At 73.2% G+C, this 21,933-nt stretch carries 20 protein-coding genes and 1 pseudogene; 8 read left to right on the top strand and 13 right to left on the bottom strand.

Going from position 1 to position 21,933, the window contains the following annotated elements:
* Positions 1-7: 7 nt before the first annotated feature.
* A complete protein-coding gene (locus ACFWYM_RS19210; RefSeq protein WP_384838020.1) occupies positions 8-1,009 on the bottom strand; it encodes a DMT family transporter in 1,002 nt (333 codons plus the stop codon).
* Positions 1,010-1,122: 113 nt separating this feature from the next.
* Positions 1,123-1,329, bottom strand: a complete 207-nt coding sequence (locus tag ACFWYM_RS19205; protein WP_384838017.1) for a hypothetical protein — start codon at positions 1,327-1,329, stop codon at positions 1,123-1,125.
* Between the two features lie 172 nt (positions 1,330-1,501).
* Here ACFWYM_RS19205 and ACFWYM_RS19200 point away from each other — a divergent pair, with 172 nt between their 5' ends.
* Positions 1,502-2,350 carry an arylamine N-acetyltransferase gene (locus ACFWYM_RS19200; protein ID WP_384838012.1) on the top strand — a complete coding sequence of 283 codons (849 nt, stop codon included), beginning with the start codon at positions 1,502-1,504 and terminating at the stop codon, positions 2,348-2,350.
* A gap of 20 nt (positions 2,351-2,370) precedes the next feature.
* On the opposite strand, the gene ACFWYM_RS19195 is transcribed toward ACFWYM_RS19200, so the two are convergent.
* Positions 2,371-3,321, bottom strand: a complete 951-nt coding sequence (locus ACFWYM_RS19195; protein ID WP_384838009.1) for an oxidoreductase — start codon at positions 3,319-3,321, stop codon at positions 2,371-2,373.
* 82 nt (positions 3,322-3,403) lie between these two features.
* Between ACFWYM_RS19195 and ACFWYM_RS19190 the strand changes: the two genes are divergently transcribed.
* Positions 3,404-4,051 carry a TetR family transcriptional regulator gene (locus tag ACFWYM_RS19190; protein WP_384838006.1) on the top strand — a complete coding sequence of 216 codons (648 nt, stop codon included), beginning with the start codon at positions 3,404-3,406 and terminating at the stop codon, positions 4,049-4,051.
* On the opposite strand, the gene ACFWYM_RS19185 is transcribed toward ACFWYM_RS19190, so the two are convergent.
* On the bottom strand, positions 4,048-4,860 hold the full coding sequence (locus tag ACFWYM_RS19185) for an aminoglycoside N(3)-acetyltransferase (protein ID WP_384838003.1): 813 nt from the start codon (positions 4,858-4,860) through the stop codon (positions 4,048-4,050). The genes ACFWYM_RS19190 and ACFWYM_RS19185 overlap by 4 nt on opposite strands.
* 189 nt (positions 4,861-5,049) lie before the next feature.
* Between ACFWYM_RS19185 and ACFWYM_RS19180 the strand changes: the two genes are divergently transcribed.
* Entirely contained in the window at positions 5,050-5,736 is a 687-nt protein-coding gene (locus ACFWYM_RS19180) for a LysE family translocator (protein ID WP_384838001.1), read from the top strand.
* 237 nt (positions 5,737-5,973) lie between these two features.
* Positions 5,974-7,536: an FMN-binding glutamate synthase family protein gene (locus ACFWYM_RS19175; protein ID WP_384838079.1), complete on the top strand. Its 1,563-nt coding sequence runs from the start codon at positions 5,974-5,976 to the stop codon at positions 7,534-7,536.
* A 41-nt stretch (positions 7,537-7,577) separates the two neighbouring features.
* On the opposite strand, the gene ACFWYM_RS19170 is transcribed toward ACFWYM_RS19175, so the two are convergent.
* The 3 genes from ACFWYM_RS19170 to ACFWYM_RS19160 all read right to left on the bottom strand — a co-directional run bounded on the left by ACFWYM_RS19170 (position 7,578) and on the right by ACFWYM_RS19160 (position 12,367).
* Entirely contained in the window at positions 7,578-9,557 is a 1,980-nt protein-coding gene (locus ACFWYM_RS19170; protein WP_384837998.1) for a helix-turn-helix domain-containing protein, read from the bottom strand.
* A gap of 28 nt (positions 9,558-9,585) precedes the next feature.
* Entirely contained in the window at positions 9,586-10,965 is a 1,380-nt protein-coding gene (locus tag ACFWYM_RS19165) for an MFS transporter (protein WP_384837995.1), read from the bottom strand.
* Between the two features lie 634 nt (positions 10,966-11,599).
* Complete coding sequence (locus tag ACFWYM_RS19160; RefSeq protein WP_384837992.1) at positions 11,600-12,367, bottom strand: 3-hydroxybutyrate dehydrogenase; 768 nt, start codon at positions 12,365-12,367, stop codon at positions 11,600-11,602.
* Between the two features lie 244 nt (positions 12,368-12,611).
* Between ACFWYM_RS19160 and ACFWYM_RS19155 the strand changes: the two genes are divergently transcribed.
* A complete protein-coding gene (locus ACFWYM_RS19155) occupies positions 12,612-13,850 on the top strand; it encodes an MFS transporter (protein WP_384837989.1) in 1,239 nt (412 codons plus the stop codon).
* A 182-nt stretch (positions 13,851-14,032) separates the two neighbouring features.
* A complete protein-coding gene (locus tag ACFWYM_RS19150; RefSeq protein ID WP_384838077.1) occupies positions 14,033-14,527 on the top strand; it encodes a TetR/AcrR family transcriptional regulator in 495 nt (164 codons plus the stop codon).
* A gap of 25 nt (positions 14,528-14,552) precedes the next feature.
* On the opposite strand, the pseudogene ACFWYM_RS19145 reads toward ACFWYM_RS19150, so the two are convergent.
* From ACFWYM_RS19145 to ACFWYM_RS19135, 3 genes and pseudogenes are all read right to left on the bottom strand, one after another.
* Positions 14,553-14,858 (bottom strand): annotated as a pseudogene (locus ACFWYM_RS19145) (FAD-dependent oxidoreductase); the annotation flags it as partial.
* A gap of 61 nt (positions 14,859-14,919) precedes the next feature.
* Positions 14,920-15,636, bottom strand: a complete 717-nt coding sequence (locus tag ACFWYM_RS19140; protein ID WP_384837986.1) for a response regulator — start codon at positions 15,634-15,636, stop codon at positions 14,920-14,922.
* A complete protein-coding gene (locus ACFWYM_RS19135) occupies positions 15,633-16,844 on the bottom strand; it encodes a sensor histidine kinase (RefSeq protein ID WP_384837983.1) in 1,212 nt (403 codons plus the stop codon). Before ACFWYM_RS19135 ends, ACFWYM_RS19140 begins: the two co-directional genes overlap by 4 nt.
* A gap of 133 nt (positions 16,845-16,977) precedes the next feature.
* Here ACFWYM_RS19135 and ACFWYM_RS19130 point away from each other — a divergent pair, with 133 nt between their 5' ends.
* Positions 16,978-17,889, top strand: coding sequence for an ABC transporter ATP-binding protein (locus tag ACFWYM_RS19130; protein WP_384837980.1), 912 nt, complete (start codon positions 16,978-16,980; stop codon positions 17,887-17,889).
* Entirely contained in the window at positions 17,886-18,749 is an 864-nt protein-coding gene (locus tag ACFWYM_RS19125; RefSeq protein WP_384837978.1) for an ABC transporter permease, read from the top strand. The genes ACFWYM_RS19130 and ACFWYM_RS19125 overlap by 4 nt, the downstream gene beginning before the upstream one ends.
* 10 nt (positions 18,750-18,759) lie before the next feature.
* Here the strand turns inward: ACFWYM_RS19125 and ACFWYM_RS19120 are convergent, their stop codons facing one another.
* The 3 genes from ACFWYM_RS19120 to ACFWYM_RS19110 all read right to left on the bottom strand — a co-directional run bounded on the left by ACFWYM_RS19120 (position 18,760) and on the right by ACFWYM_RS19110 (position 21,897).
* On the bottom strand, positions 18,760-19,353 hold the full coding sequence (locus ACFWYM_RS19120; protein ID WP_384837974.1) for a carboxymuconolactone decarboxylase family protein: 594 nt from the start codon (positions 19,351-19,353) through the stop codon (positions 18,760-18,762).
* 151 nt (positions 19,354-19,504) lie between these two features.
* Complete coding sequence (locus ACFWYM_RS19115; protein WP_384837971.1) at positions 19,505-20,953, bottom strand: MFS transporter; 1,449 nt, start codon at positions 20,951-20,953, stop codon at positions 19,505-19,507.
* Positions 20,950-21,897, bottom strand: a complete 948-nt coding sequence (locus tag ACFWYM_RS19110; RefSeq protein WP_384837968.1) for a nucleoside hydrolase — start codon at positions 21,895-21,897, stop codon at positions 20,950-20,952. The genes ACFWYM_RS19115 and ACFWYM_RS19110 overlap by 4 nt, the downstream gene beginning before the upstream one ends.
* Positions 21,898-21,933 lie beyond the last annotated feature (36 nt).

The following is a 21,933-nucleotide window of genomic DNA, read 5'->3' as shown; positions in this document are numbered from 1 at the left end:
CGAGCGATCAGCGGGACACGAAGGGGTTGTCCGCGGCTCCGCGCCGGGCCCGGCCGCTCTCCTCTCCGGCCCTGGTCGCACCGAGGTGGCGGCGCACGACGGGCGACTGGCGCGGCAGCGCGGAGAGGTGCGGTCCCTCCACGGGGACGGCCGGGCGCGGCTCGGCGCGCACGGGCTCGGTGCGGCCGATGCGCTCCGTGGTCAGCAGGATCAGTCCGCCCGCCGCGACGACGCCGCAGCCCAGGGCGAGGAGGGTGCCCGTCGTCCCGTACCGGAAGCTCTCGCCGAAGAGGGTGAGGCCGACGACGGCCGCGACCACCGGGTTCACGACGGTCACGACGGCGAGCGGCGCGGCGAGCCCGGCGCCGCGGTAGGACGCCTGCGACAGGAGCAGCCCGCAGGTGGCGAGCACCGCGATGACGGCGAGGCTGGGCAGCTGGCCGAGCAGCGCCGCCGAACTCCAGTCCAGGGCCACGCTCTTGGTGAAGACGGAGGCCATGCCGAAGGCGACCCCGGCGCCGCTCGCGAGGAGCGCGGCGCGCACCACGGGGTGCCGGTGCGCGGCGCGGGCGCACACCATGAGGGCCGCGACGACGGCGAAGGCGGTCAGCGCGACCACGATCCGGTCGGCGCCGCGCAGCGCGGCGGAGTCGGCGGCGCCGGTCAGTGCGAGCAGCCCGGCGAGGCCCACCGTGGCCATGACGGCGCCGCGCCAGGCGGTGGCCCCGGCGGGGCGGCGCAGGAAGAGCGCGGCGAGCGGCAGCGCGAAGACGATGGTGAGGGCGCCGAGCGGCTGGACCAGGCTGAGGGGCCCGCAGGCGAGCGCGGTCACGTGCAGCAGGGCGCCGATCCCGTTGAGCGCCACGGCGATCCACCAGCGCGGGCGGCGGACCGGGGCGTACGCGTGGTCGGCACTGGCCGCGGCCACCTGCTCCTGGAGGAGGGCGCCCGCCGCGTAGGCCACGGCGGAGACGAGGGAGAGCAGCACCGACAGCGCGAGGGCACTCATCGAGAGCTCCTTTCGGGCAGGGGCTGCGCGGTAACCGGACCGTACCCGGCAACCGGGAGGGCGGTCTCAGTTCCTTTCAGCGGTCCGTCAGCACCCGGCCCTGCACAGGCCCCTCAGTAATCGAATGTGAGGCACACGCGCCCGGTTCGCACCTCTTTACGCACCGCCACGGGCTCGTCACTCCCCTCCGGCACGGCGCGCAGCCATCGCGAGGGGCGCGCGGGCGGGGCGGCGTCGTCCCGTTCCGGCGTGCGGCCCTCGCCCTTGAGGACGGACAGGCGCGGGGCGTCGGCGGCGTCGCGGTCACGGAAGGTCGTCATCGCTGCTCCTTGGTCGGCGGCGTGGGGGCGCGCTGTCGCTCGGGGGTGAGCGTGCACGGAGCGTGCTGTCTCGAACACCGTACGGATCCCGTACGGTGTGCGCAATATCGCACGGCGTACATTCCCAAGTTCCCGAAAAAGTGGCTCGTTACGCCTGTGTACGGTCGTCCCCATGTCCCCTCACGACCCCAGCAGCACCGCCGAGTTCGACCTGGACGCCTATCTGGCCAGGGTCGGCCGGCCCGGCGGGCACGGTGCGGACGCCGCCGCCCTGCGCGACCTCAACGGCGCCCACCTGCACGCCATCCCGTTCGAGAACCTCGATCCGATCCGTGGCCGGGCGCCGTCCCTGGCCGTGCCGGACCTGACGGCCAAGCTCGTACGGAGCGCGCGTGGCGGCTACTGCTACGAGCACAACACCTTGTTCGCCACGGCACTTGAGGCCCTCGGCTTCGGCGTGACCCGGCTGACCGCACGCGTCCTGGTCGGGGCGCGCGGGGCGGTGCGGCCGCGTACGCACATGCTGCTCCTCGTCGACGTCCCCGGGGAGGAGCAGCCGTACGTCGCCGATGCCGGCTTCGGCTCGATCGGTTCGATCGTCGAGGCCATGCCGCTGGTCGCGGACGCGGAGGTGCGCGTCGGCGCGCGCCGCCACCGGCTCGTCCGGCGGCCGGACGGCGGGCCGTTGCCGCAGTGGGTGCTGCAGGCGTACGCGATCGAGGCCGAGGGGTCCGGCTGGCAGGATCAGTACGCCTTCACCGTCGAGCCGTTCCTCGCGCCCGACTTCGAGGTCATCAACTGGCACATCGCGACCAACCCCCGCTCCCCCTTCGCCACCGGTCTCCACGCCCAACGGCTGTTCGCCGACCGGCACGTGGCGCTGGCCGGGCGGAGCCTGGTGGAGACCGACATGGACAGCGGCGCGCGCAAGGAGCGGGAGCTGGCCGACGGGGACGAGGTGCGCCGTGTCCTCGCGGCCGAGTTCGGGATCGTGGCCCCGCAGGACACCCCGCTCGGCTAGAAGCTCGCACACGCACAGGCTCACACGGGGGTCGGGAATCCGTACCGGACCTCGGTGCGCCGTTCCGAGATCTCCCACAGGCGGCGGCCGTTCTCCGCGTCGGCCGCCGCCGGGGCGAGACGCACGCGGGTGGGGGCGCCGCGCAGCTCCGCCGGGCCGTCGGGCCCGATGAACTCCCCGCCCAGTACGCCTGGTTCGGTCGCCGCGTAGAGCTGGGGCAGGGCGCCGCGCTCCGGGCGCTGGGCGAGCAGCGGGTTGCCGATGCGGCCGAGGAGCACCCGCCACGGGCCGGTCGGGCCGTTCAGCTGGAGGTTGCTCGCGGTGTAGCCGGGGTGGGCGAGCACGCTGCGCACGGGGCTGGCCGCGGGGGTGAGGCGCCGGTGCAGCTCCTGGCCGAAGACGGCGTTGGCGAGCTTGGACTGGTTGTACGCGGCCATGGGCTTGTAGTGGCGCTCGCCGTCGAGGTCGTCGAAGCGCAGGGCGGCCTGGCGGTGGTTGACGGAACTGATCGTGACCACGCGCGGATCGCGCCCGGCGGCGAGCAGGTCGAGCAGCAGCCCGGTGAGCGCGAAGTGGCCCAGGTGGTTGGTCGCGAACTGCAGCTCGTGGCCCTGTGGGCTCAGCGTGCGGGGCAGGGCCATCACGCCCGCGTTGTTGATGAGCACGTCCAACCGGCCGCGTTCGGTGTGGAGTTGTGCGGCGAAGTCACGTATCGAGTCGAGGTCGGCCAGGTCCAGGCGGCGCACGTCGAGACGGGTGTCGAGGCGCGCGTCCGGCTGCTCGGCGGCGAGGGTCGCGACGGCCCGGCGGCCCTTCGCCTCGTCGCGCACCGCGAGGATCACGTGTCCGCCCGCGCGGGCTAGCTCCCTGGTGGTGGCGAGTCCGAGGCCACTGCTCGCCCCGGTGACCAGGAAGGTCCGGCCGCTCTGGTCCGGGATCTGTTCGGCTGTCCAGCGCTGCTGCTGCGTCATGCGGCACAGATTGCCTTTGGTGGCACTTGGTGTCAAGAAGGTCTTTGAGTGTCGCCAGCGGCATGACGTGTACGATGACGGCGTGACCCCACGCCCGGAAACCGGCCGCTCCCAGAGCAGCCTCGCCCAGCGCAAGCGCCAGCTCGTCTCGGACGAACTGACCGAAGCGGCCCTGCAGTTGATGGCGCTCAAGGGCTTCGACGTCGTCACCGTCGACGAGATCGTGGCCGCCGCCGGGGTCTCCAAGCGGACGTTCTTCCGGTACTTCGCGTCCAAGGAAGAGGTGGTCGTCCAGTTCCTGGCCGACCTGGGCACGGGGATCCCCACCGAGCTGGCCGCACGGCCCGCCGCCGAGCCGCCCTCGGCGGCGCTCCGCCACGCCGTCCAGGTGCCGCTCGCCGCCTGCGCCGCCGACCACTTTGAGCGCGCGCTGCCCGTGGTCCAACTGATCCTGCGCACGCCCGCGCTGCGCGCCCGCTTCCTGGAGCGCCAGGCACAGTGGCGCGACGAGCTGACGGCCGAGCTCGCACGCCGCCTCGGCCTCGATGCGGAGACGGACCTTTACCCCCAACTCGCCGCGGGAATGGCCCTGTCCGCCTTCGACGCCGTGCTCCAGCGGTGGAGCGGCAGCGACGGCGACGCGGACCCGGCCGGGCTCCTCGACCGGGCCTTCGCGGTCATCGCCCCGTCGCTGGACGCCGTCGGCCAGGACGGCACGGGTGGGGCCTAGCTCAACTCCTCGTCGGCCGCCAGGAGTTGGGTGAGGCGGCGCACCGCGAACTCCACCAGGGGACGCACCGGAAGCAGTCGGCACGCCGCGGCCCCGACCATGACCTCCTCGGTCCCCGCCCACTCCTCGAAGGCGCGGCCCACCGCGGGGAAGTGGCGGCCGTTGTCGTTGCCGACGTCGAGGGTCTCGGTCCAGACCCGCTCACCGTGCACGGACAGCGGGAAGCGGCGGACCTTGAGGCGGGGGCGGGGCGTGAGCGTCTCGGCGTAGTGGAGGAAGGTGTTGCGGTCGTGGCCGACACCGACCAGCAGGATGTGGCCGTCGAGGTCGTGCAGGGCGCCGAAGGGCGAGGTGCGGCCGATGGCGAAGCCCAGCGTCTGGCGGGCCACGATCTCGGCGGCCCGGGCGCCCACGGCGGCGACGGACGCCTGCGGGTGGGAGCTGCGCAGGCTCTCCGGCAGGGCGCGCACCAGCTCGGGCACGGCGCCCATGCTGGTGGTCTCCAGGTCCGGGTGGAACAGCGGCACCGCCGCACGCCGCTCGCGCACCCCGGCGTCCGGGACGCCCACGTGCCCGGGGTCGGGGTCGGCGACCTGCCAGGTGAAGGCGGGCGTGACGAGCGTGCCGGTGGGACCGAGCGCGGTGCGCAGGCTGTCGACGACCGTGGCGGCGCCGCCCTCGACGCGGCCGAGGCTCGACAGGGACGAGTGCACGATCAGGTCCATGCCCTCCGTGACCCCGGCCCTGCGCCAGCCCTCCACCAGATCGCCCCTGGTCAGCACGGCGCCCCTCGGCTCGGTCGTTCGCATGCTGAGGTCTCCTCGTTCGGTTCGTCGCGCGCCGCTCGCACGATATGCGGAACGCACCTCCGGACCCCCGTGATCTTCGCCACCGCCCGGGCGGTGGCTCCCGCTCCGCCCCCTTTTGCGCGCCGCCTATTCGATGTCGCCCGCCGGTATTCGATGTCGCCCGCCGGTCCACGGAATTAGCATCCCGGCATGCTCACCTCAGCCCTTGCCTTCGCCGGAGTCGCCGCGCTCATCAACGTCACTCCGGGGCTCGACACGATGCTCGTCCTGCGCACGGCCATCGCGCAGGGGAAAGCCGCGGGGCACGCGGCGGCGCTCGGCATCATCACGGGCTGCTTCGCCTGGGGCGTGGCCGCCGCGGTCGGCATCACCGCACTGCTCACCGCCTCGCACCTGGCGTACGACGCGCTGCGCATCGCCGGTGCGGCGTATCTGCTGTGGCTGGGCGGCTCGGCCCTGTGGCAGGCGCGGAGCCGGAAGGCGTTCGAGACGGCGACGGGCGACAGCGCGAAGGCAGAGGCCACGGCCGTGGCTCCGGCGGCGGGGGCACCCGCGGCGCCGAAGGTCGCGCCGGGGCGCGCGGCCGCCTTCCGGGCCGGGCTCGGCACCAACCTGCTGAACCCCAAGGCGGGCATCTTCTACATGAGCCTGATCCCGCAGTTCATCCCGCGCGGCGAGCCGGTCTTCGGCGCGACCATGCTCCTGACCGTGATCGACGTGGCCGAACTCGCCCTCTGGTACTGGGTGGTGTCCGGCGCCGCCGCCGCGCTCGGAGAGCGGATCCGCCGCCCCGCGTTCCGGCGCCGCATGGAGCAGGTCTGCGGCGTCGCGTTCATCGGCTTCGCGGCGAGCCTGCTGGTGCCGGAACGCCCCTGAGCGAGGCCGCTCCCCCATGCCGGGCGCGCGACCCCATGCCAGGATGAATGGGATAAATCCGGGCGAAATCCTAGAACGCCCGGAACGTCCTGGTGGGAGAGGAGAAGCGTCCATGTCCTCGAAGCGTCGCCGCAAGAAGAAGGCCCGCCGCAAGCACGCGGCCAACCACGGCAAGCGGCCCCAGTCCTGAGCAGCGCCTCCGTGGGGCGCTACGCCCGGTACACGGCCTTCGCCGCCGTGCTGCCACCGGCGGCGGCGGCCCTGGTCCTCGCCCTGGCCGTGTCGCCGTGGTGGTGGATCGCGGCCGCCCCCGCCCTGGCCCTGGCGGCGCTCGGCTGCTGGGACCTGCTCCAGCGCCGCCACTCGATCCTGCGCAACTACCCGCTCCTGGGGCACGCCCGCTTCCTTCTGGAGGACATCCGCCCCGAGCTCCAGCAGTACTTCATCGAGCGCAACCACGACGGCCGCCCCTACGACCGGGACGTCCGTTCCACCGTCTACCAGCGCGCCAAGGGCATCGAGGCGGAGGAGCCCTTCGGCAGCGAGCGCGATCTGTACGAGCGGGGATACGAGTACCTCGTCCCCTCCATCGCGCCCCGCCCCGTCCCCGAGGACCCGCCCACCGTGCGGGTCGGCGGCCCGGACTGCGACCGCCCCTACGACATGGCCCTCCTGAACGTCTCCGCGATGAGCTTCGGCGCGCTCTCCGCCAACGCGATCCTGGCGCTCAACAAGGGCGCGGCGCTCGGCGGTTTCGCGCACGACACCGGGGAGGGCGGGCTCTCCGAGTACCACCTGCGCCACGGCGGCGACCTCATCTGGGAGCTCGGCACGGGCTACTTCGGCTGCCGCACCGACGAGGGCGGCTTCGACGCCGCGCGGTTCGAGGCGAAAGTCGCCGCCCATCCCCAGGTCAAGTGCGTGTCCCTGAAGCTGTCGCAGGGCGCCAAGCCGGGCATCGGCGGAGTCCTGCCGGGGCCGAAGGTGAACGCCGAGATCGCCGCCGTCCGCGGGGTGCCCGAGGGCCGCGCGGTGATCTCACCCCCGTACCACCAGGTCTTCTCCACCCCGCGCGAACTCGTCCTGTTCATCGCCCGCCTGCGCGAACTCGCGGGCGGCAGGCCGGTCGGCATCAAGCTGTGCGTCGGCGCACGCCTGCAGGTCCTCGCGCTGTGCAAGGCCATGCTCGACGAGGGCGTCACCCCCGACTTCGTCGTGGTGGACGGCGCGGAGGGCGGCACCGGGGCGGCGCCCCTCGAGTTCGCCGACATCCTGGGCACGCCGCTCACCGAGGGCCTCATGACCGTGCACAACGCGCTGGTCGGCACCGGGCTGCGCGGACGGATCCGGATCGGCGCGAGCGGCAAGGTCGCCACCGGCTCCGACATCGTCAAACGCCTCACCCAGGGCGCGGACTTCACCAACGCCGCCCGCGCGATGATGTTCGCCGTCGGCTGTGTGCAGGCCCAGTCCTGCCACACCAACACCTGCCCCGTGGGCGTCGCCACCCAGGACCCGCGGCGCGCCCGCGCCCTGGACGTCGCCGACAAGTCGCTGCGCGTGCGCCGCTATCAGGCCGCGACGGTGCGCAGCGCACAGCAGATCATGGCGGCCATGGGCCTCGATGGACCGCAAGGGCTGCGCCCGCACCTGCTGCTGCGCCGCACCGGCGCGGCCGGCCAGGTCCTGTCGTACGCGGAGCTCTACGAGTGGCTGGAGCCGGGGCAGCTGCTGGCCGACCCACCCGCGTCGTGGGCCGCGGACTGGACGGCGGCGGACCCGGACCGCTTCACGGTGTGAGCGGCCGCTTCACGGGGTGAGCGGCCGCCCGGCACCCGCGTTCACCAGCGGCCCAACCGGTGCAGGCGCAGGGCGAGTTGGATCTCCAGGGCGCGCTCCGGGCAGTTCCAGTCGCAGCCGAGGAGCTGCGCGACCCGGTCCAGGCGCTGCACCACCGTGTTCACGTGGACGTGCAGGGTGTCCTTGGCCTGGGCGAGGCTGGCGCCGTGGGCGTAGTAGGCGTCCAGGGTGCGGATGAGGTCGGTGCCGCGCCGACTGTCGTAGTCGAGGACCGGGCCGAGCACCCGTCGCACATAGCTCGTGACGTCGGTGCGGTCCCCGAGGAGTACGCCGAGGAAGCCCAGGTCCTCGGGGCCCGCGCCGTCCCCGGTGCGGCCGAGGGCGTGCAGGGCGTCCAGACAGCGGTGGGCCTCGCGGTGCGTCGCCGGGAGCCGGGCGGCGTCCGTCGCGGGGCCCGCCGAGCCCACGGTCACCGGGCAGCCCACGCTGCGGCCCAGGTCGTGGGCGAGCTCACGGGCGAGGGCGCCGGGGTCGTCGGGGGCCGGGGCGAGCAGGACGACGCGGCTGTCGCGGGTGCCGGCCAGGCCGCCGAGTGCGCGGGCGCGGCGGGCGGTCTCGGCGGCGAGGCGGGGCCTGACGTCGGGGTCGCAGTCGAGGGCGAGGACGAGGTGGGGCCGCCCGAGGTGGACGCCGAGCCGGCGGGCGCGCAGGGCGAGGCTGCCGCTGTCGCGGGAGGCGCCGGGCGGCGCGGGGGTGAGCAGGTCGTCGAGGAGGTCGCCCCGCACCCGGTCCTCGGCCTCGGCGACGGAGCGGCGCAGCAGCAGGAGCAACGCCGCGACCAGACCGGCCCGTTCGAAGAGCCGGCGGTCGGCGGCGGTGAGTTCGGGCCGCCCGGTCAGGGCGAGGCTGCCGAGGAGCTCGGGCCCCGCGAGGACCGCGTACACCCAGGTGTCCCCGGCCTGCACGGCCTGCCCGCTGCGGCGCGAGACGGCGATGCCCTCGGCGCTGGGCGGCACCGCAGCAGTACGAGGGCCGGTACCGGTACTCGTACTACTGCCGCCACTGGTGCCGGCACGCGTCCCGCTGTCGCCGCTGGTACGGGCGAGTTCGGTGCCGTCGGCGTCGTGCAGGGCCAGACCGCCGCCGAGCAGCGCGGCGATCTCGCGCGCCACGTCCTCGACTCCCCCTCCCCGCAGCACGAGTTGGGTGAGCCGGTCGTGGGCGTCGGCGGCGCGGCGCAGGGCCTCGCTGTGGGCGCGGGCGGTGTCGTTGGCCGCGCCCCGCTCGACGAGCGCGGCGCGGGTCTCGTCGAGGAGGCGGGCGCCGTCGATGGCGACGGCGGCGTGGTCGGCGAGCGAGGAGAGCAGGGCGATGGCGTCGGGCGGGAAGTCGCGGTGGGTGCGGTCGGCGGCGAACAGCACCCCGATGACGCGGGGGCCCACGCGCAGCGGCACGCCGAGGATGGCGCGCAGCCCCTCCTCCCCCACCGCCGTGTCGATGGTCCCGGTGTGCTTGAAGCGGGTGTCGGTGCGGTAGTCGGCGGAGGCGTAGGGCCGGGCGGTCTGTGCGACGAGACCGCCGAGCCCCTCACCCATGCCGAGCCGCAGCTGCTGGAAGCGCGCGGACACCGAGCCGTCGGTGACGCTCATGAACGTGTCCTTGGCGACCGGGTCGTTGAGGGTGAGGTAGGCGACGTCGGTGCCCAGGAGCGTGCGGGCGCGATGGACGATGGCGCGCAGCACGGCGTCCAGATCGCTGAGCGCCGCCAGGTCCCCCGCCGTGTCGAACAGGGCGGACAGCTCGGCTTCGCGGCGGCGCCGCTGGGCGAGGGTGCGGCCGAGCTCCAGGGCGACGCGGGTCGCCTCCTCGACGACGGCGAGGTCCGCGGGCGGCGCCCCGTCCGCCCGCGCCTCGGCGGCCACGCGCGCGAACCGCTCGGCGGGCGCCTCCGCCGCCACCAGGTCGAGCAGCGAGCGGAGGGCGGCGACGGCGGGGGCGGGTCTGTCATCGGCGGGGGCCATGGGGACATCTTCTCCGGTGCGGGGGCGGTCAGTTCCGCACGGGATCGGCGCCCTGCCCGTCAACGGCGGCCGCCTCCGGTAGATCCGTGCCCAGGTCGCTGTCGCCGAGGTCGCGGCCCCGGGTCTCCTTGGCGACGACGACCGTGACGGTGGTGACGACCGCGGCCAGGGACACGTACAGGGCGACGGGCAGCGAGGAGTCGTAGTCCTTGAGGAGTTCGACGGCGATGATCGGCGCGAGCGCCCCGGCCACGATCGAGGCGAGCTGGGAGCCCATCGAGGCGCCGGAGTAGCGGACCTTCGTGTCGAACATCTCGGAGATGAAGGCGGCCTGCGGCCCGTACATGGCGCCGTGCAGCAGCAGCCCCACGGTGACCGAGAGCGTGATCACCGGGAAGGACTTGGAGTCGAGCAGCGCGAAGAACGCGAAGGCCCAGCCGGCCATGCCCACCGAGCCGATGAGCGACACGGGCCTGCGCCCGATCCGGTCGGAGAGCGCGCCCCACAGCGGGATGGTCACGAAGTGCACGGCGGAGCCGATGAGTACGGCGTTGAGGGCGGTGCCGCGTGGCAGGTCCAGATGCGTGGTGACGTACACGAGGAGGAAGGAGGTGAGGATGTAGTAGGAGATGTTCTCCCCGAACCGGGTCCCGATGGCGGCGAGCACCTCGCGCCAACTGCGCCGCCACACCTGCACGACGGGCGCTTCCTGCCGCAGCCCGGCGGCCGCCTCGCGCTCGGCCTTCGCCCGGGCCTCGAGAAAGACCGGCGACTCGGACACGGACACCCGGATCCACAGCCCGATGCCGACGAGCACCCCCGACAGCAGGAACGGAATGCGCCACCCCCACGCCTCGAAGGTCTTGTCGCTCTGCACGGCGGCGAGCAGCGCGAGCACACCGGTGGCCAGCAGGTTGCCGCCGGGGGCACCGGCCTGCGGCCAAGAGGCCCAGAAACCACGGTGCTTGGCGCCCCCGTGCTCGGACACGATGAGGACGGCACCGCCCCACTCGCCGCCCAGGGCGAAGCCCTGGATCAGCCGGAGCACGGTCAGCAGGACCGGCGCACCGACGCCGATCGAGTCGTACGTGGGCAGCAGCCCCATCGCGAAGGTGGCACCGCCCATCATCAACAGGCTCACCACCAGCAGCTTCTTGCGCCCGACCCGGTCCCCGAAGTGCCCGAACACCAGCCCGCCGAGCGGCCGGGCGGCGAAGCCGATGGCATAGGTGACGAAGGCGATCAGGGTGCCCGTGAGGGGGTCGCTCGCGGGGAAGAAGAGGGTGTTGAAGACGAGGGCGGCGGCGGAGCCGTAGAGGAAGAAGTCGTACCACTCCACGGTGGTACCGATGAGGCTGGCGCCGACGATGCGGGCGATGCGGCGCGGCGGTGTTTCGGTGGCGGACATGGGCACCACTTCCGGGCGGTTGGCGGGGACGTTGATGTGCCGTCACACCGTAGGAATCCGCTGGTCAGGGGCGTATGTGATGGAGCACCACAGTTACGGGTCGGCTCATGTCGACGGACGCCATGCAGCAGCGTGTTCGACGGCGAGCGTGTGGAGGCAGAACTCTTCGCAGAGACACCGGCGCAGACCGGCCCAACTGAAGGATTGCTCGTGGCCATTGCGGGAAAAGGGCTGACACGGAGCATGGCCGTCCGGCGATGGGACATCGTTCAAGAAATCAAATTGCTCCGGCCTCAATTCCCCATTTAATTCGCCTGATCAGAGCCGCTCGGCACCCCAGGAGGGGAAAAGGAAATCTATCAGAGAAGGGGTTTGTAAACCCTTCCTCTGATTGCGCTTCTTGTGCTTCGCTCTGTTTATGACTTCAAAGAATCCCGCACCGCCTCGGCCTCCACAGGTCGAAGTCCGCATCGGCGGCCTGCACTTGACTGTTCAGCGGGTGCCCGTTTGGCTGCTCACCCTTGTATCCGGCGCCAGTTGCACGGGGGCCGCCTGGTGGACGAGTCGCTAGTCCGTCGGCTTCCCTCCGGATTGCGAGATCCACAACGGGGTCCCGCCTGACGGCGGTCAGGGATCAGGTGGCCGTCCAGCCGCCGTCCAGGGGCAGGGACGTGCCCGTGAGGGAGCCGGAGTGCGGGCCGCACAGCCAGAGCGCCGCCGCGGCCACCTCCTCCGCCTCGAGGAGGCGTTTGACCGGGGAGCGGGTCAGGAGCACGTCGGAGAGGACCGCGTCGCGGGTGATGCCGTGGGCGGTGGCCTGGTCGTGGAGCTGGCCCTCGACGAGGGGGGTGCGGACGTAGCCGGGGCTGACGCAGTTGCTGGTGACGCCGTGCGGGGCACCCTCCACGGCGGCGACCTTGCTGAGCCCTTCGAGGGCGTGCTTGGCGGCGACGTACGCGCTCTTGTAGGCGCTGGCGCGCACGCCGTGGACGCTGGAGATGTTGATGACGCGGCCCCAGCCCGCCGCGTACATGTGCGGCAGGGTGTGGCGCAGGAGCAGGAACGGCGCGGTGACCATCACCCGCTGGATCAGGGTGAAGCGCTCCGGCGGGAAGTCCGTGAGCGGTGCGACGTGCTGGAATCCGGCGTTGTTGACCAAAATGTCGACGGCGGCGGGGAGTTGGCCGATGACGGCGGGGTCGGCGAGGTCGGCGACGTGGGCCTGGCCACCGGTCTCCTCGGCCACCGCCTTGGCCGCCGTCGCGTCCACGTCCACCACGTGCACCGTGGCGCCCGCTTTGGCGAGGGCCGCGGCACAGGCCCGGCCGATGCCGCTGCCGCCGCCGGTCACCAGGGCGGTGCGGCCGGTGAGGAAGCCGGCCTCGGGAAATGCGCTTGTCATGGCGGAAACCGTAGGGACGGCCGTACGCGGGTCCTATGGCACCGGAACCCACAAAGCGCGCCAGGGGTGTGGGGTTCACGCCCACCCCCCGGCACGGCTCTCGCTCGGCGCCGGGCACGCCCCCCTCGGCAGGGGACAGGACCCCGTGATAGAAACTGAGTCATTCGTTCAAGTTTCTCGTGATGCGCCGCGGAGGCCCTCATGCACCACTTCCCGCTGCCCACATTCGACCAGGGGACGGACGATGGCTGACCCCTACCGCCGGCTCTTCGCCGCACCCGGCACCCTCGGCTTCTCCGCCGCCGGTCTGCTCGCCCGGCTGCCGCTGCCGATGACCCACATGGGCATCCTCACGATGCTCTCCGAACTGCGCGGGCAGTACGCGCTCGCGGGCGCCGTCGCCGGGACGTTCACCCTGGCCATGGCGCTGATAGGCCCTCAGATCTCGCGTGTGGTGGACCGGTTGGGCCAAGGGCGGGTGCTGCTTCCCGCCACCGGTGTGAGCGTCGCCGCCCTCGGCGGGCTGCTGCTGTGCGCGTCCTACGACGCCCCCGTGTGGACCCTCTTCGTCTTCGCGTTCCTGGCCGGCTTCATGCCCAGCATGGGCGCGATGGTCAGGGCCCGCTGGACCCATCTGTACCGCGACTCGCCGCAGCTCAACGCCGCGTACTCGCTCGAGTCCGTGGTGGACGAACTCACGTACATCATCGGACCCGCCATCGCCGTGATGCTGGGCACCACCCTGTTCCCGGAGGCGGGGCCGATCGTGGCGATGGTCCTGCTCGCGGTCGGGGTGCTGCTCTTCGTGCCGCAGAAGCGCACCGAACCGCCGGTGCGCACGGACGGGCCCGCCACCGGGCGCTCGGTGATCAGGTCACGGGCCGTCCTGCTGCCCGCCCTCACTCTGATGTTCGGCGGTGCCATCGCCGGGACCGTCGACACGATGGGCCTGGCCTTCGCCGCCGACCAGGGGCAGAAGGGGGCGGCGGGGATCGTCTTCGCCGTGTACGCCGTCGGGTCCGCCCTGTCCGGACTGGCCTTCGGGGCGCTGAAGTTGAGCGTTCCGCTGCCCCGGCTGCTGCTGCTCGGCGTGACCGGCACCGCCCTGACGACGCTGCCGTTCCTCGTCGTGAACAGCATCGCGACCCTGTCCGTGGCGGTCTTCTTCGCGGGTGTGTTCTTCGCGCCCACCATGGTGACCGTCATGGGCATCGTGGCCAAGGTCGCCCCCGCCTCCCAGCTCACCGAGGGGATGACCTGGATGATCGCGGGACTCCAGGTCGGGGTGGCGCTCGGCGCCGCGGCCTCGGGACAGGTCGTCGACTCCTTCGGGACGCGGGCGGGATTCACGGTGGCCGTGACCGTGGGTGCGCTCGCCCTGCTCACGACGCTGCTCGGCCACCGGCACCTCACGACGGAGACCGCGCGCGCCGACGCCCAAGAGGCGGAACCGGCACAGGACACCCTCGCGGTCTGCGGCTGAGGACGAGGCCGAAGCCGTTGCTCCGCGCCGGTGTCACCTGCCCGACAGGTGACACCGGCGTCCGGGTATCGTCGCGGTGAGCACGACCGGACGGGAGATCCACACTGAACGAGCCGATCACCGACGGCCGCCGGGCCAAGGGCGAACGCCGTCGACGCGCACTCATCGAGGCCACCTTGCGCGTGATCGAACGCGACGGCGCCTCGGGCGTCAGCCATCGCACCGTCGGCCGCGAGGCGGGGCTCCCGGTCACCGCGAGCACCTACTACTTCGAGAGCATCGACGCCCTGCTGACCGCGGCCCTCACGACGTGCATGAACGAGGACGCGGAGCGGCTGCGCGCGCTCGCCGAGGCGCCCGCGGACGGCACCGACCGGCGCCGCAAGCTCGCCCTCCTGATGACGGACATCCTGTCGCGCCCCGGGCATCTGCTCGCCGAGTTCGAACTCTGCCTGCTCGCCTCCCGGCGGCCGGACCTGCGCGGCCCGACCCGCCTCTGGCACCGGACGCTCGACGACTTCGCCCGGCTCTTCACCGACGACCCGCTGCGGGCCAGGGTCTTCGTCAACGCCTACGACGGTCTGCTGCTGCAGGCCCTCATGGCCGACGAGCCGCCGACGACCGACGAGTTCGAGGCGATGCTGCGCCAGCTCCTGCCCGACGAACCCCGCACCTGAGCCGGTCCGTCGCTCGCTTGCTCACTCAGCCGGGCAGCGTGCGCAGCAGCGCGTTCCGCAGGCCCGTGCGGCGCACGCTCATGAAGCGGTGCAGGGTGCGTGACCCCAGCGCGACCCGCTGGGCGCTGCGGCGGCGTTCCTTGTCGTAGGCGCGCAGGGCGGCCGGCAGGCCCTCGGGGCCGTGGTCCGCGATCGCGCGCGTGAGCGCCTCCGCGTCGAGGAGCGCCGTGCAGGCGCCCTGGCCGAGGTTGGGGGTCATGGCGTGGGCCGCGTCGCCGACCAGGGCCACCGGGGCGGACGGCTCGGACGGGGAGACGACCGATTCGTACGCGACCTCCTGGACACCGTGTACCCGACGCCCTCCTGACGGTCGGCGGCCCATGGGCGAGTGGTCAGCCGGACGCCGAGACCAGCCCCGACTCGTACGCGATGATGACCAGTTGGACCCGGTCACGGGCCTCCAGCTTGGTGAACAGGCGGGCCACGTGCGCCTTGACCGTGGCGACGGTGATGAACAGCTCCGCGGCGATCTCGGAGTTGGACAGGCCGCGGCCGACGAGGGTCAGCACCTCGCGCTCCCTCTCCGTGACCAGCCCGCCGGGGCCGCCGGGGCCGCCGGGGCCGCGCCGCGGCGGCGCGGGCTCGGGGCGGGCCGCGAACTCCTCGATGAGGCGCCGCGTGACGCTCGGCGCGATGAGGCCGTCCCCGGCGGCGACCACGCGGATCGCGGCGAGGATGTCGTCGAGCGCCATGTCCTTGACGAGGAAGCCGCTGGCCCCGGCGCGCAGCGCCGCGTACACGTACTCGTCGTCGTCGAACGTCGTCAGGACGACGACGCGGGCCGGGGCCGGCCCCTCGGTGACCTGCCGGGTCGCCTCGATGCCGTCCATGCCGGGCATGCGGATGTCCATCACCACGACGTCGGGCGCGGTGTCCCGGACCAGCGCGACCGCCTCGCCGCCGGTCCCGGCCTCGCCCACCACCGTCAGGTCGGGGTGGTCGTTGATGAGCACGCGCAGGCCGTTGCGGACCAGGGGCTGGTCGTCGACGAGGAGGACGCGCACGGGCCGCCCCGCGCCCTCATCGGCCTCCATGTCCCTGCCGCTCATCGCGTCACCTCCACCGGTACGGGCAGCAGCGCCGCCACCCGGAAGCCGCCCTCGGGGCGCGGGCCCGCCGTGAACTCCCCGCCGTGCAGGGCGACTCGCTCGCGCATGCCGACCAGGCCGTAGCCCGAGCCGGAGACGACGCCGCCCCTGCCGTCGTCGGTGATCTCGATGCCGAGCTCCTTCTCCCGCCGGTCGACGGTGACGCGGCAGCGGCCGGTGCCCGCGTGCCGCACCACGTTGGTGACGGCTTCTTGGACGATGCGGTACGCGGACAGGTCCAGTTCCGCGGGGAGTCCGCGCTCCGGTCCGGCGCCCCACAGCCGCACGTCGACCTCGACCCCGGCGTCCCGCGCGGCGGCGACGAGGCGGTCCAGGTCGGCGAGGCCGGGCGTCGGGTCGAGGGGGACGGACTCCGCGCCGCCGCCGTCCGGTTCGGCGCGGCGCAGGGCGCCCAGCATCCGGCGCAGCCCGGACAGGGTGTCGCGGCTGGTGTCCTCGATGACCCGCAGGGAGGCGCGGGCCTCGGCGGGCTGGGTGTCGATGACCCGCCGCCCCACCCCCGCCTGGATCGCGATGATGCCGATGCTGTGCGCGACCATGTCGTGCAACTCCCGGGCGATGCGCAGCCGTTCGGCGGCGACGGCCTGGGCGCGCAGCGTCTCGGCGTGGTCCCGGCGCTGGCGCCGCGCGTCCCCGGCGAACCAGGACGTCGTCACGGCGAGGAGCAGCAACAGGGCGCTGCTGCCCTGCGCGTTGGGCCCATGGGCGTAGACGAGGGCGGTCCCGACCTGGCTCAGAAAGGTCAGGGCGGCCGCGGTGAGGGAGAGCCAGCGGCGCCGGGTGGCGGCGATGTGGGCCACGGCGAGGTCGGCGGCGAGGGCCAGCGGGTACGCGTACCACTCCGTCCGCTCCTGACGGACCATCTCGACCCCGTTGTAGTACGAGGGTTCCGGCACCAGGAGGGTCGCGGCGGCCGCCCCCACGAGCAGCAGGAGCAGGGCGGGCAGCGGGCGGCGGCGCAGCAGCGGGAAGGTCAGCACCGCGGCCAACGCGGGCCCCAGCAGCTGCAGTCCATTGGGGCTGTCCTCGCTGAGAATCGCGGCGAAGCCCGCCAGGACGGGGAAGGCGAGCGCGGCCAGCCAGGCGAGCGCCGTTCTGACGCCCGGTGGCGGCCGCGTGGATATCGGGGGACGGAGCGTGGCGGACATGCGCCGATCGTAGCCAAACCGCTGGTCAGAGGGGATAGACCAGGGGATTAAGCCCGTGGTCGTACGCGACCGCCCTCGGTTGTGGCCGACGGCCCGATGCCCGCGGGCCGCGCCGCGCGACACCGTGGAGCGCGTGATCGACGTCAGGGAACTCACCAAGCGCTACGGCCCGACCACCGCCGTCAGCGGGCTCACCTTCACCGTCCGCCCGGGGCAGGTCACCGGCTTCCTCGGGCCCAACGGGGCGGGCAAGAGCACCACGTTGCGGCTGCTCCTCGGGCTCAACGCGCCCACCGGCGGCTCCGCCACGGTCGACGGCCGCCCGTTCCGGGACCGGCCGCGCGGCCTGCGGCACGTCGGGGCGCTCCTCGACGCGCACGACGCGCACCAGGGACACACCGCGCGGGCCCACCTCACGGCCCTCGCCCGCACCAACGCCCTCCCGCGCCGCCGGGTGGACGAGGTGCTCGACGAGGTGGGGCTCGCCCACGCGGCGCGGCGCCGGATCGGGGGCTTCTCGCTCGGCATGAAGCAGCGGCTCGGGATCGCCGCCGCCCTGCTCGGCGACCCTCCGGTGCTCCTCTTCGACGAACCCGTCAACGGCCTCGACCCGGAAGGGGTGTTGTGGGTGCGCGGCCTGTTCCGGCGCCTCGCCGACGAGGGCCGCACGGTCTTCGTCTCCAGCCACCTCATGGCGGAGATGGAGCACACCGCGGACCGGCTCGTCGTGATCGGGCGCGGCGAGCTGATCGCCGCCGGGACGGTCGCGGAGTTCGCGGCGCGCGCCACGGGCACGCACGTCCTGGTGCGCTCGCCGGAGGCCACGGCCCTCGCGGGGGTGCTGTCCGGCGCGGGCGCGCAGGTGCGGGGCGCGGGCGAGGGGGCGCTGCGGGTGACGGGGCTCGGCGCCGCGCGGATCGGTGAGCTGGCCCTCGAGCACCGCCTGCCGCTGCATGAACTGACCTCTCGTACGGCCTCGTTGGAGGACGCCTTCATGCACCTGACCGCCGGGAGCGTCGAGTACACCGCCGGAGACCACCGATGACCGCCACGTCCGGTCTCACCTCGCCGACCGCCGCCGGCCGCGCCCAGGACTCGCGCCCCCGCTTCCGCGACCTCCTGGCCGCCGAGTGGATCAAGCTGTGGGCGCTGCGTTCGACGCCCTGGAGCCTCGGGCTCACCACCCTCGTGGTCGTCGCCCTCAACGCGAACGCCGGGTACGCCGACTACCTGAACTGGCCCCACTACGAGCCCGCCGTGCGTGCCGACTTCGTGCCGGCCGGGGCGCTGCGGGACGCGTTCACCGACGGGGCGACGGCCGTCCTCATGCTGGTCGCGTGCGGGGTCGGGGCCATGGTGCTGGTCGGCGAGTTCACGCAGGGCCTGGTGCGGACGACGTTCGCGGCGGTGCCCGCGCGCCGCTCGCTGGTCGCCGCGAAGGTCACCGTCGTCGCGGGGGTCATGACGGCGTACGGGGCGGTGTGCTCCTTCGCGTCCTTCTGGGCCACGCAGTCGATCCTCGCGCGGCGGGGCGCGGAGGTCTCGCTCGGCGAACCGGGGGCGCTGCGGGTCGTGCTCGCGTCGGCGCTGCTCGCTCCGGTGTGCGCGCTCGCGGGGCTCGGCGTCGGCTCGGTGGTGCGGCACGGGGCGGGGAGCGTGGCGGTGACGACGCTCGGCCTGATCATGCTGCCGTCGTTCATCGACGACAGGAAGTACCACTGGGCGGCCGTGGTGCGGCACGCGACACCGATGGGCGCCTGGGAGCAACTCGTCGCCGTACCCAACGAGTTCATGCGGCCCGACCCGTATCCGGCGACGATCGCCGGTTCGTGGACGGTGCTCGGGCTGTGGGCGCTCGGGGCGGCGGTCCTGGCGGTGGTGACGGTGGACCGCCGGGACGTGTGACGTCGCGCTCTCAGGCGGGCGGCAGCGGGGGCAGGCCCTCCTCCGGCTGGACTCCCAGCGAGTTCAGCGTGAAGGCGATCAGGTGGTAGTGGCCCACCAGCATGGGGAGTTCGATGAGCTGTTGCTCGGTGAGGAGCTGAGCCAGGCCCCGCCAGGTCCCCTCCGAGATGCGGGCCGCGGTGTGCAGCTCGTCCGCCGCCCGCAGCAGGAGCGCCTGCCGCTCGCTCCAGCCCGGGGCGTCCGGACCGTCCGCGATGCGGGCGATCTCGGCCGCCGAGAGCCCGACCCGCTCGGCGGTCCGCGCGTGGTGGCCCCACTCGTAGGGGGAGGCGCAGTTGTGAGCCGCCCGGAGAATGAGCAACTCGCGGTCGGCGGCGGGCAGTTCGCCGCCGGTCAGCTTCACCCCGAACGGCAGCCACACCTGGAAGAGCTCAGGGTGGCGGGCGAGCGTCGAGAAGATGCGGGCCTCACCGAGCGTGGCGAGGCCCAGGCCGAGCCCGCTGACATCGGCGGTGAGCGTCTCACGCAGCTCCTCGGCCCACTCCTGCGGGGGCTGCGGCGGGATGCGGGGCGTTGCGGGCGTCTCACGCTTCTCGGATGCCATCCGGTCACGCTACGCCGCACCCGTCCGGCGCGGTACGCACGCAACGCCCGTACGGAACCCGTACAGGGAAGGGCGGGCGCGCATACGGAAAAGGGGCCCGCGGCGACGCGGGCCCCTCTCTCGTCTCTCGCCCTTCGGCGCCGGACGCCGCTCAGTCCCCGGCCTCCGCCGCCACGGGCTTGGGGATCAGGAACGACGTGAGCAGGGCGATCAGGAGCAGGACTCCGCCCGCGATCATGCCCGCCGAGTAGCCCCCGACCGACGCCTTGTCCGCGGGCTGGGCCGCCGTCTGCACCGCGTACAGGAGCGCGAAGCTGAGGCCCGCGCCCAGGTTGAAGGCGCCCGCGTTCAGGCCGGGCAGGAAGCCCGGGTTGTCGCGCGGGGAGAGCACGATGCCGAGGCCGTTGAGGACGATGTTGCCGATGCCCGCGTACGTGACGCCGAGCAGCAGCGACGCGGCGAGCAGCAGCGCCCGGGAGTCGCCGTGCAGCATCACGATCATCAGGACCACGGTCGCGACGGAGCCCACGAGCCCCAGGCGCAGGATGCGGCCGTAGCCGTAGGTGGCGGCGAGCCGGCCCGCGAGCGGGCCCATCGCGAGGCCCGCGAGGGCGTACGGGGTGAGGGTCCACCACGCGGACTGCTCGGCGCTCATGCCGAACCCGATCCCGGCGTCCTGGGCGAACGCGGGGATCATGCCGTTCATGACCGCGAAGACACCGGTCATGGTGAGCACCGTGGTCAGGAGCAGTGCCCAGGTGGAGCGCTCGCGCAGGTGGCGGGTGGCGACCAGCGGGTGGCTGCTGCGGTCCTCGGTGCGCCAGAACAGGGCGAAGGCGAGCGCGGCGACCACCAACAGGCCCGCGACGAGCGGCCAGTTGGCCTTGCCGAGCTTGCCCGCCTCGTTGAGGGCGATCAGAGCGGCGCCCACGGAGACGACCAGGAGGGCGACGCCGGGCCAGTCCATGCGGCGCTCGCTCTCGGCGGTGCCGTCGGCGACGGACTCGCGGGTGAGCGTCGCGACGAGGACGGTGGCGAGCGCGGCGACGACGGCCATGACCCAGAACACCGAGTGGAAGCCGTAGTTGTCGGCGAGCTTGCCGCCCGCGATGGAGTCGACGCCCGCGATGCCGCCGTTGACGGCGGTGATGACGCCGAGCAGCGTCCCGTACTTCTTCGGCTCGTGCACCTCGTTGCGGAGCATGATCAGGCAGAGCGGCACGGTCGGCCCGGACACGCCCTGGATGACGCGGCCCGCGAACAGCACCGGCACGCTCTGCGCGAGCGCGGCGACGACGCAGCCGACGACCATCAGGGCGAGCATCCCGGTGAGCACCTTGCGGCGCCCGACGAGGTCGCCGAGGCGCGGCAGGAAGAGGGAGAACAGCGCCGCCGAGGTGAAGAACGCGGTCTGGGTGAGGCCGACTTCGGCGGTGGTGGCGCCGAGGGAGTCCTCGACGTTCTTGAGGGCCGGGCTGAGCATGCTCGCGTTCAGCTGGAAGGCGAAGCAGGCCGCGAGGAGCGCGGTGACCAGGACCCAGACGCGGGTGGGGCGCCCGCCGGTCCGCTGGGCGGGGGCGTCGGCGAGGGAGGCGTTCACGGGCGCACGTCACCGATCCGGACGAGGGCGTCCACGACGAGGTCCCAGAAGCGCTGGTGGTCCAGCTTGACGGCGACCTGGGTGCGGCAGTCGTCGGGGGCGGGCGCGCGGAAGTCGGCGACGGTCATGCCGAGGGTGAGCGTGCCGGTGAGCTCGATGTCGACGGGGGCCTTGCGCACGGTCATGACGGACGGGTCGATGACGTAGGCGACGGCGCACGGGTCGTGCACGGGCGGGGCCGTGAAGCCCTGGTTCTCCAGGTACATCGCGCCGAAGAAGTCGAGCAGTTCGCCCACGAAGACGGCCGGTCCGGTGCCGACCTTCGCGATGCGCTCGGTGACCTCGGGGGTGGCCAGGGCCTGGTGGGTGAGGTCGAGGCCGACCATGGTGACCGGCCAGCGCTCGTTGAAGACGATGTGCGCGGCCTCGGGGTCGATCTTGATGTTGAACTCGGCGACCGGGCTCCAGTTGCCCTCGTGGTAGCCGCCGCCCATGAGGACGACCTCGCGGACCCGCTCGGCGATGCGCGGCTCCTTGCGGACGGCGAGGGCGATGTTGGTGAGCCCGGCGGTGGGGACGATCGTGATCTCGCCGGGCTCGTGGGACATGACCGTGTCGATGATGAGGTCGACGGCGTGCCGGGGGTCGAGGCCGAGGGTCGGCTCGGGCATCACGGGGCCGTCGATGCCGCTCTCGCCGTGGATGTCCGGGGCCGTCTCGACCTCGCGCACGAGGGGCCGGGGGCAGCCCGCCGCGAAGGGGACGCCGGTGATGTTCGCGATGCGCGCCACGGAGAGGGCGTTGCGGGTGACCTTCTCCAGTGTCTGGTTGCCGACCACGGTGGTCACGGCGACCAGCTCGACGTCCGGGTTTCCGTGGGCCAGGAGCATGGCGATCGCGTCGTCATGGCCCGGGTCGCAGTCGAGAATGATCTTTCGGGGCATCGCGGAACCTCTTTGTTCGGCAGGGCGGCTGTGCGG

Origin of the sequence: Streptomyces sp. NPDC059009, assembly GCF_042740175.1 — a bacterium.
GTDB lineage: Bacteria > Actinomycetota > Actinomycetes > Streptomycetales > Streptomycetaceae > Streptomyces.
The sequence above is the reverse complement of the archived record's forward strand: the minus strand, read 5'-3'. Positions and strand labels throughout refer to the sequence as shown.

Coding starts and splice junctions, on each gene's coding strand:
- ACFWYM_RS19110 (WP_384837968.1), bottom strand. CDS start 21,897: ATGCCCCGAAAGATCATTCTCGACTGCGACCCGGGCCATGACGACGCG.
- ACFWYM_RS19170 (WP_384837998.1), bottom strand. CDS start 9,557: ATGGCCCCCGCCGATGACAGACCCGCCCCCGCCGTCGCCGCCCTCCGC.
- ACFWYM_RS19140 (WP_384837986.1), bottom strand. CDS start 15,636: ATGAGCGGCAGGGACATGGAGGCCGATGAGGGCGCGGGGCGGCCCGTG.
- ACFWYM_RS19200 (WP_384838012.1), top strand. CDS start 1,502: ATGTCCCCTCACGACCCCAGCAGCACCGCCGAGTTCGACCTGGACGCC.
- ACFWYM_RS19120 (WP_384837974.1), bottom strand. CDS start 19,353: ATGGCATCCGAGAAGCGTGAGACGCCCGCAACGCCCCGCATCCCGCCG.
- ACFWYM_RS19185 (WP_384838003.1), bottom strand. CDS start 4,860: ATGCGAACGACCGAGCCGAGGGGCGCCGTGCTGACCAGGGGCGATCTG.
- ACFWYM_RS19135 (WP_384837983.1), bottom strand. CDS start 16,844: ATGTCCGCCACGCTCCGTCCCCCGATATCCACGCGGCCGCCACCGGGC.
- ACFWYM_RS19180 (WP_384838001.1), top strand. CDS start 5,050: ATGCTCACCTCAGCCCTTGCCTTCGCCGGAGTCGCCGCGCTCATCAAC.
- ACFWYM_RS19155 (WP_384837989.1), top strand. CDS start 12,612: ATGGCTGACCCCTACCGCCGGCTCTTCGCCGCACCCGGCACCCTCGGC.
- ACFWYM_RS19125 (WP_384837978.1), top strand. CDS start 17,886: ATGACCGCCACGTCCGGTCTCACCTCGCCGACCGCCGCCGGCCGCGCC.
- ACFWYM_RS19165 (WP_384837995.1), bottom strand. CDS start 10,965: ATGTCCGCCACCGAAACACCGCCGCGCCGCATCGCCCGCATCGTCGGC.
- ACFWYM_RS19210 (WP_384838020.1), bottom strand. CDS start 1,009: ATGAGTGCCCTCGCGCTGTCGGTGCTGCTCTCCCTCGTCTCCGCCGTG.
- ACFWYM_RS19205 (WP_384838017.1), bottom strand. CDS start 1,329: ATGACGACCTTCCGTGACCGCGACGCCGCCGACGCCCCGCGCCTGTCC.
- ACFWYM_RS19160 (WP_384837992.1), bottom strand. CDS start 12,367: ATGACAAGCGCATTTCCCGAGGCCGGCTTCCTCACCGGCCGCACCGCC.
- ACFWYM_RS19195 (WP_384838009.1), bottom strand. CDS start 3,321: ATGACGCAGCAGCAGCGCTGGACAGCCGAACAGATCCCGGACCAGAGC.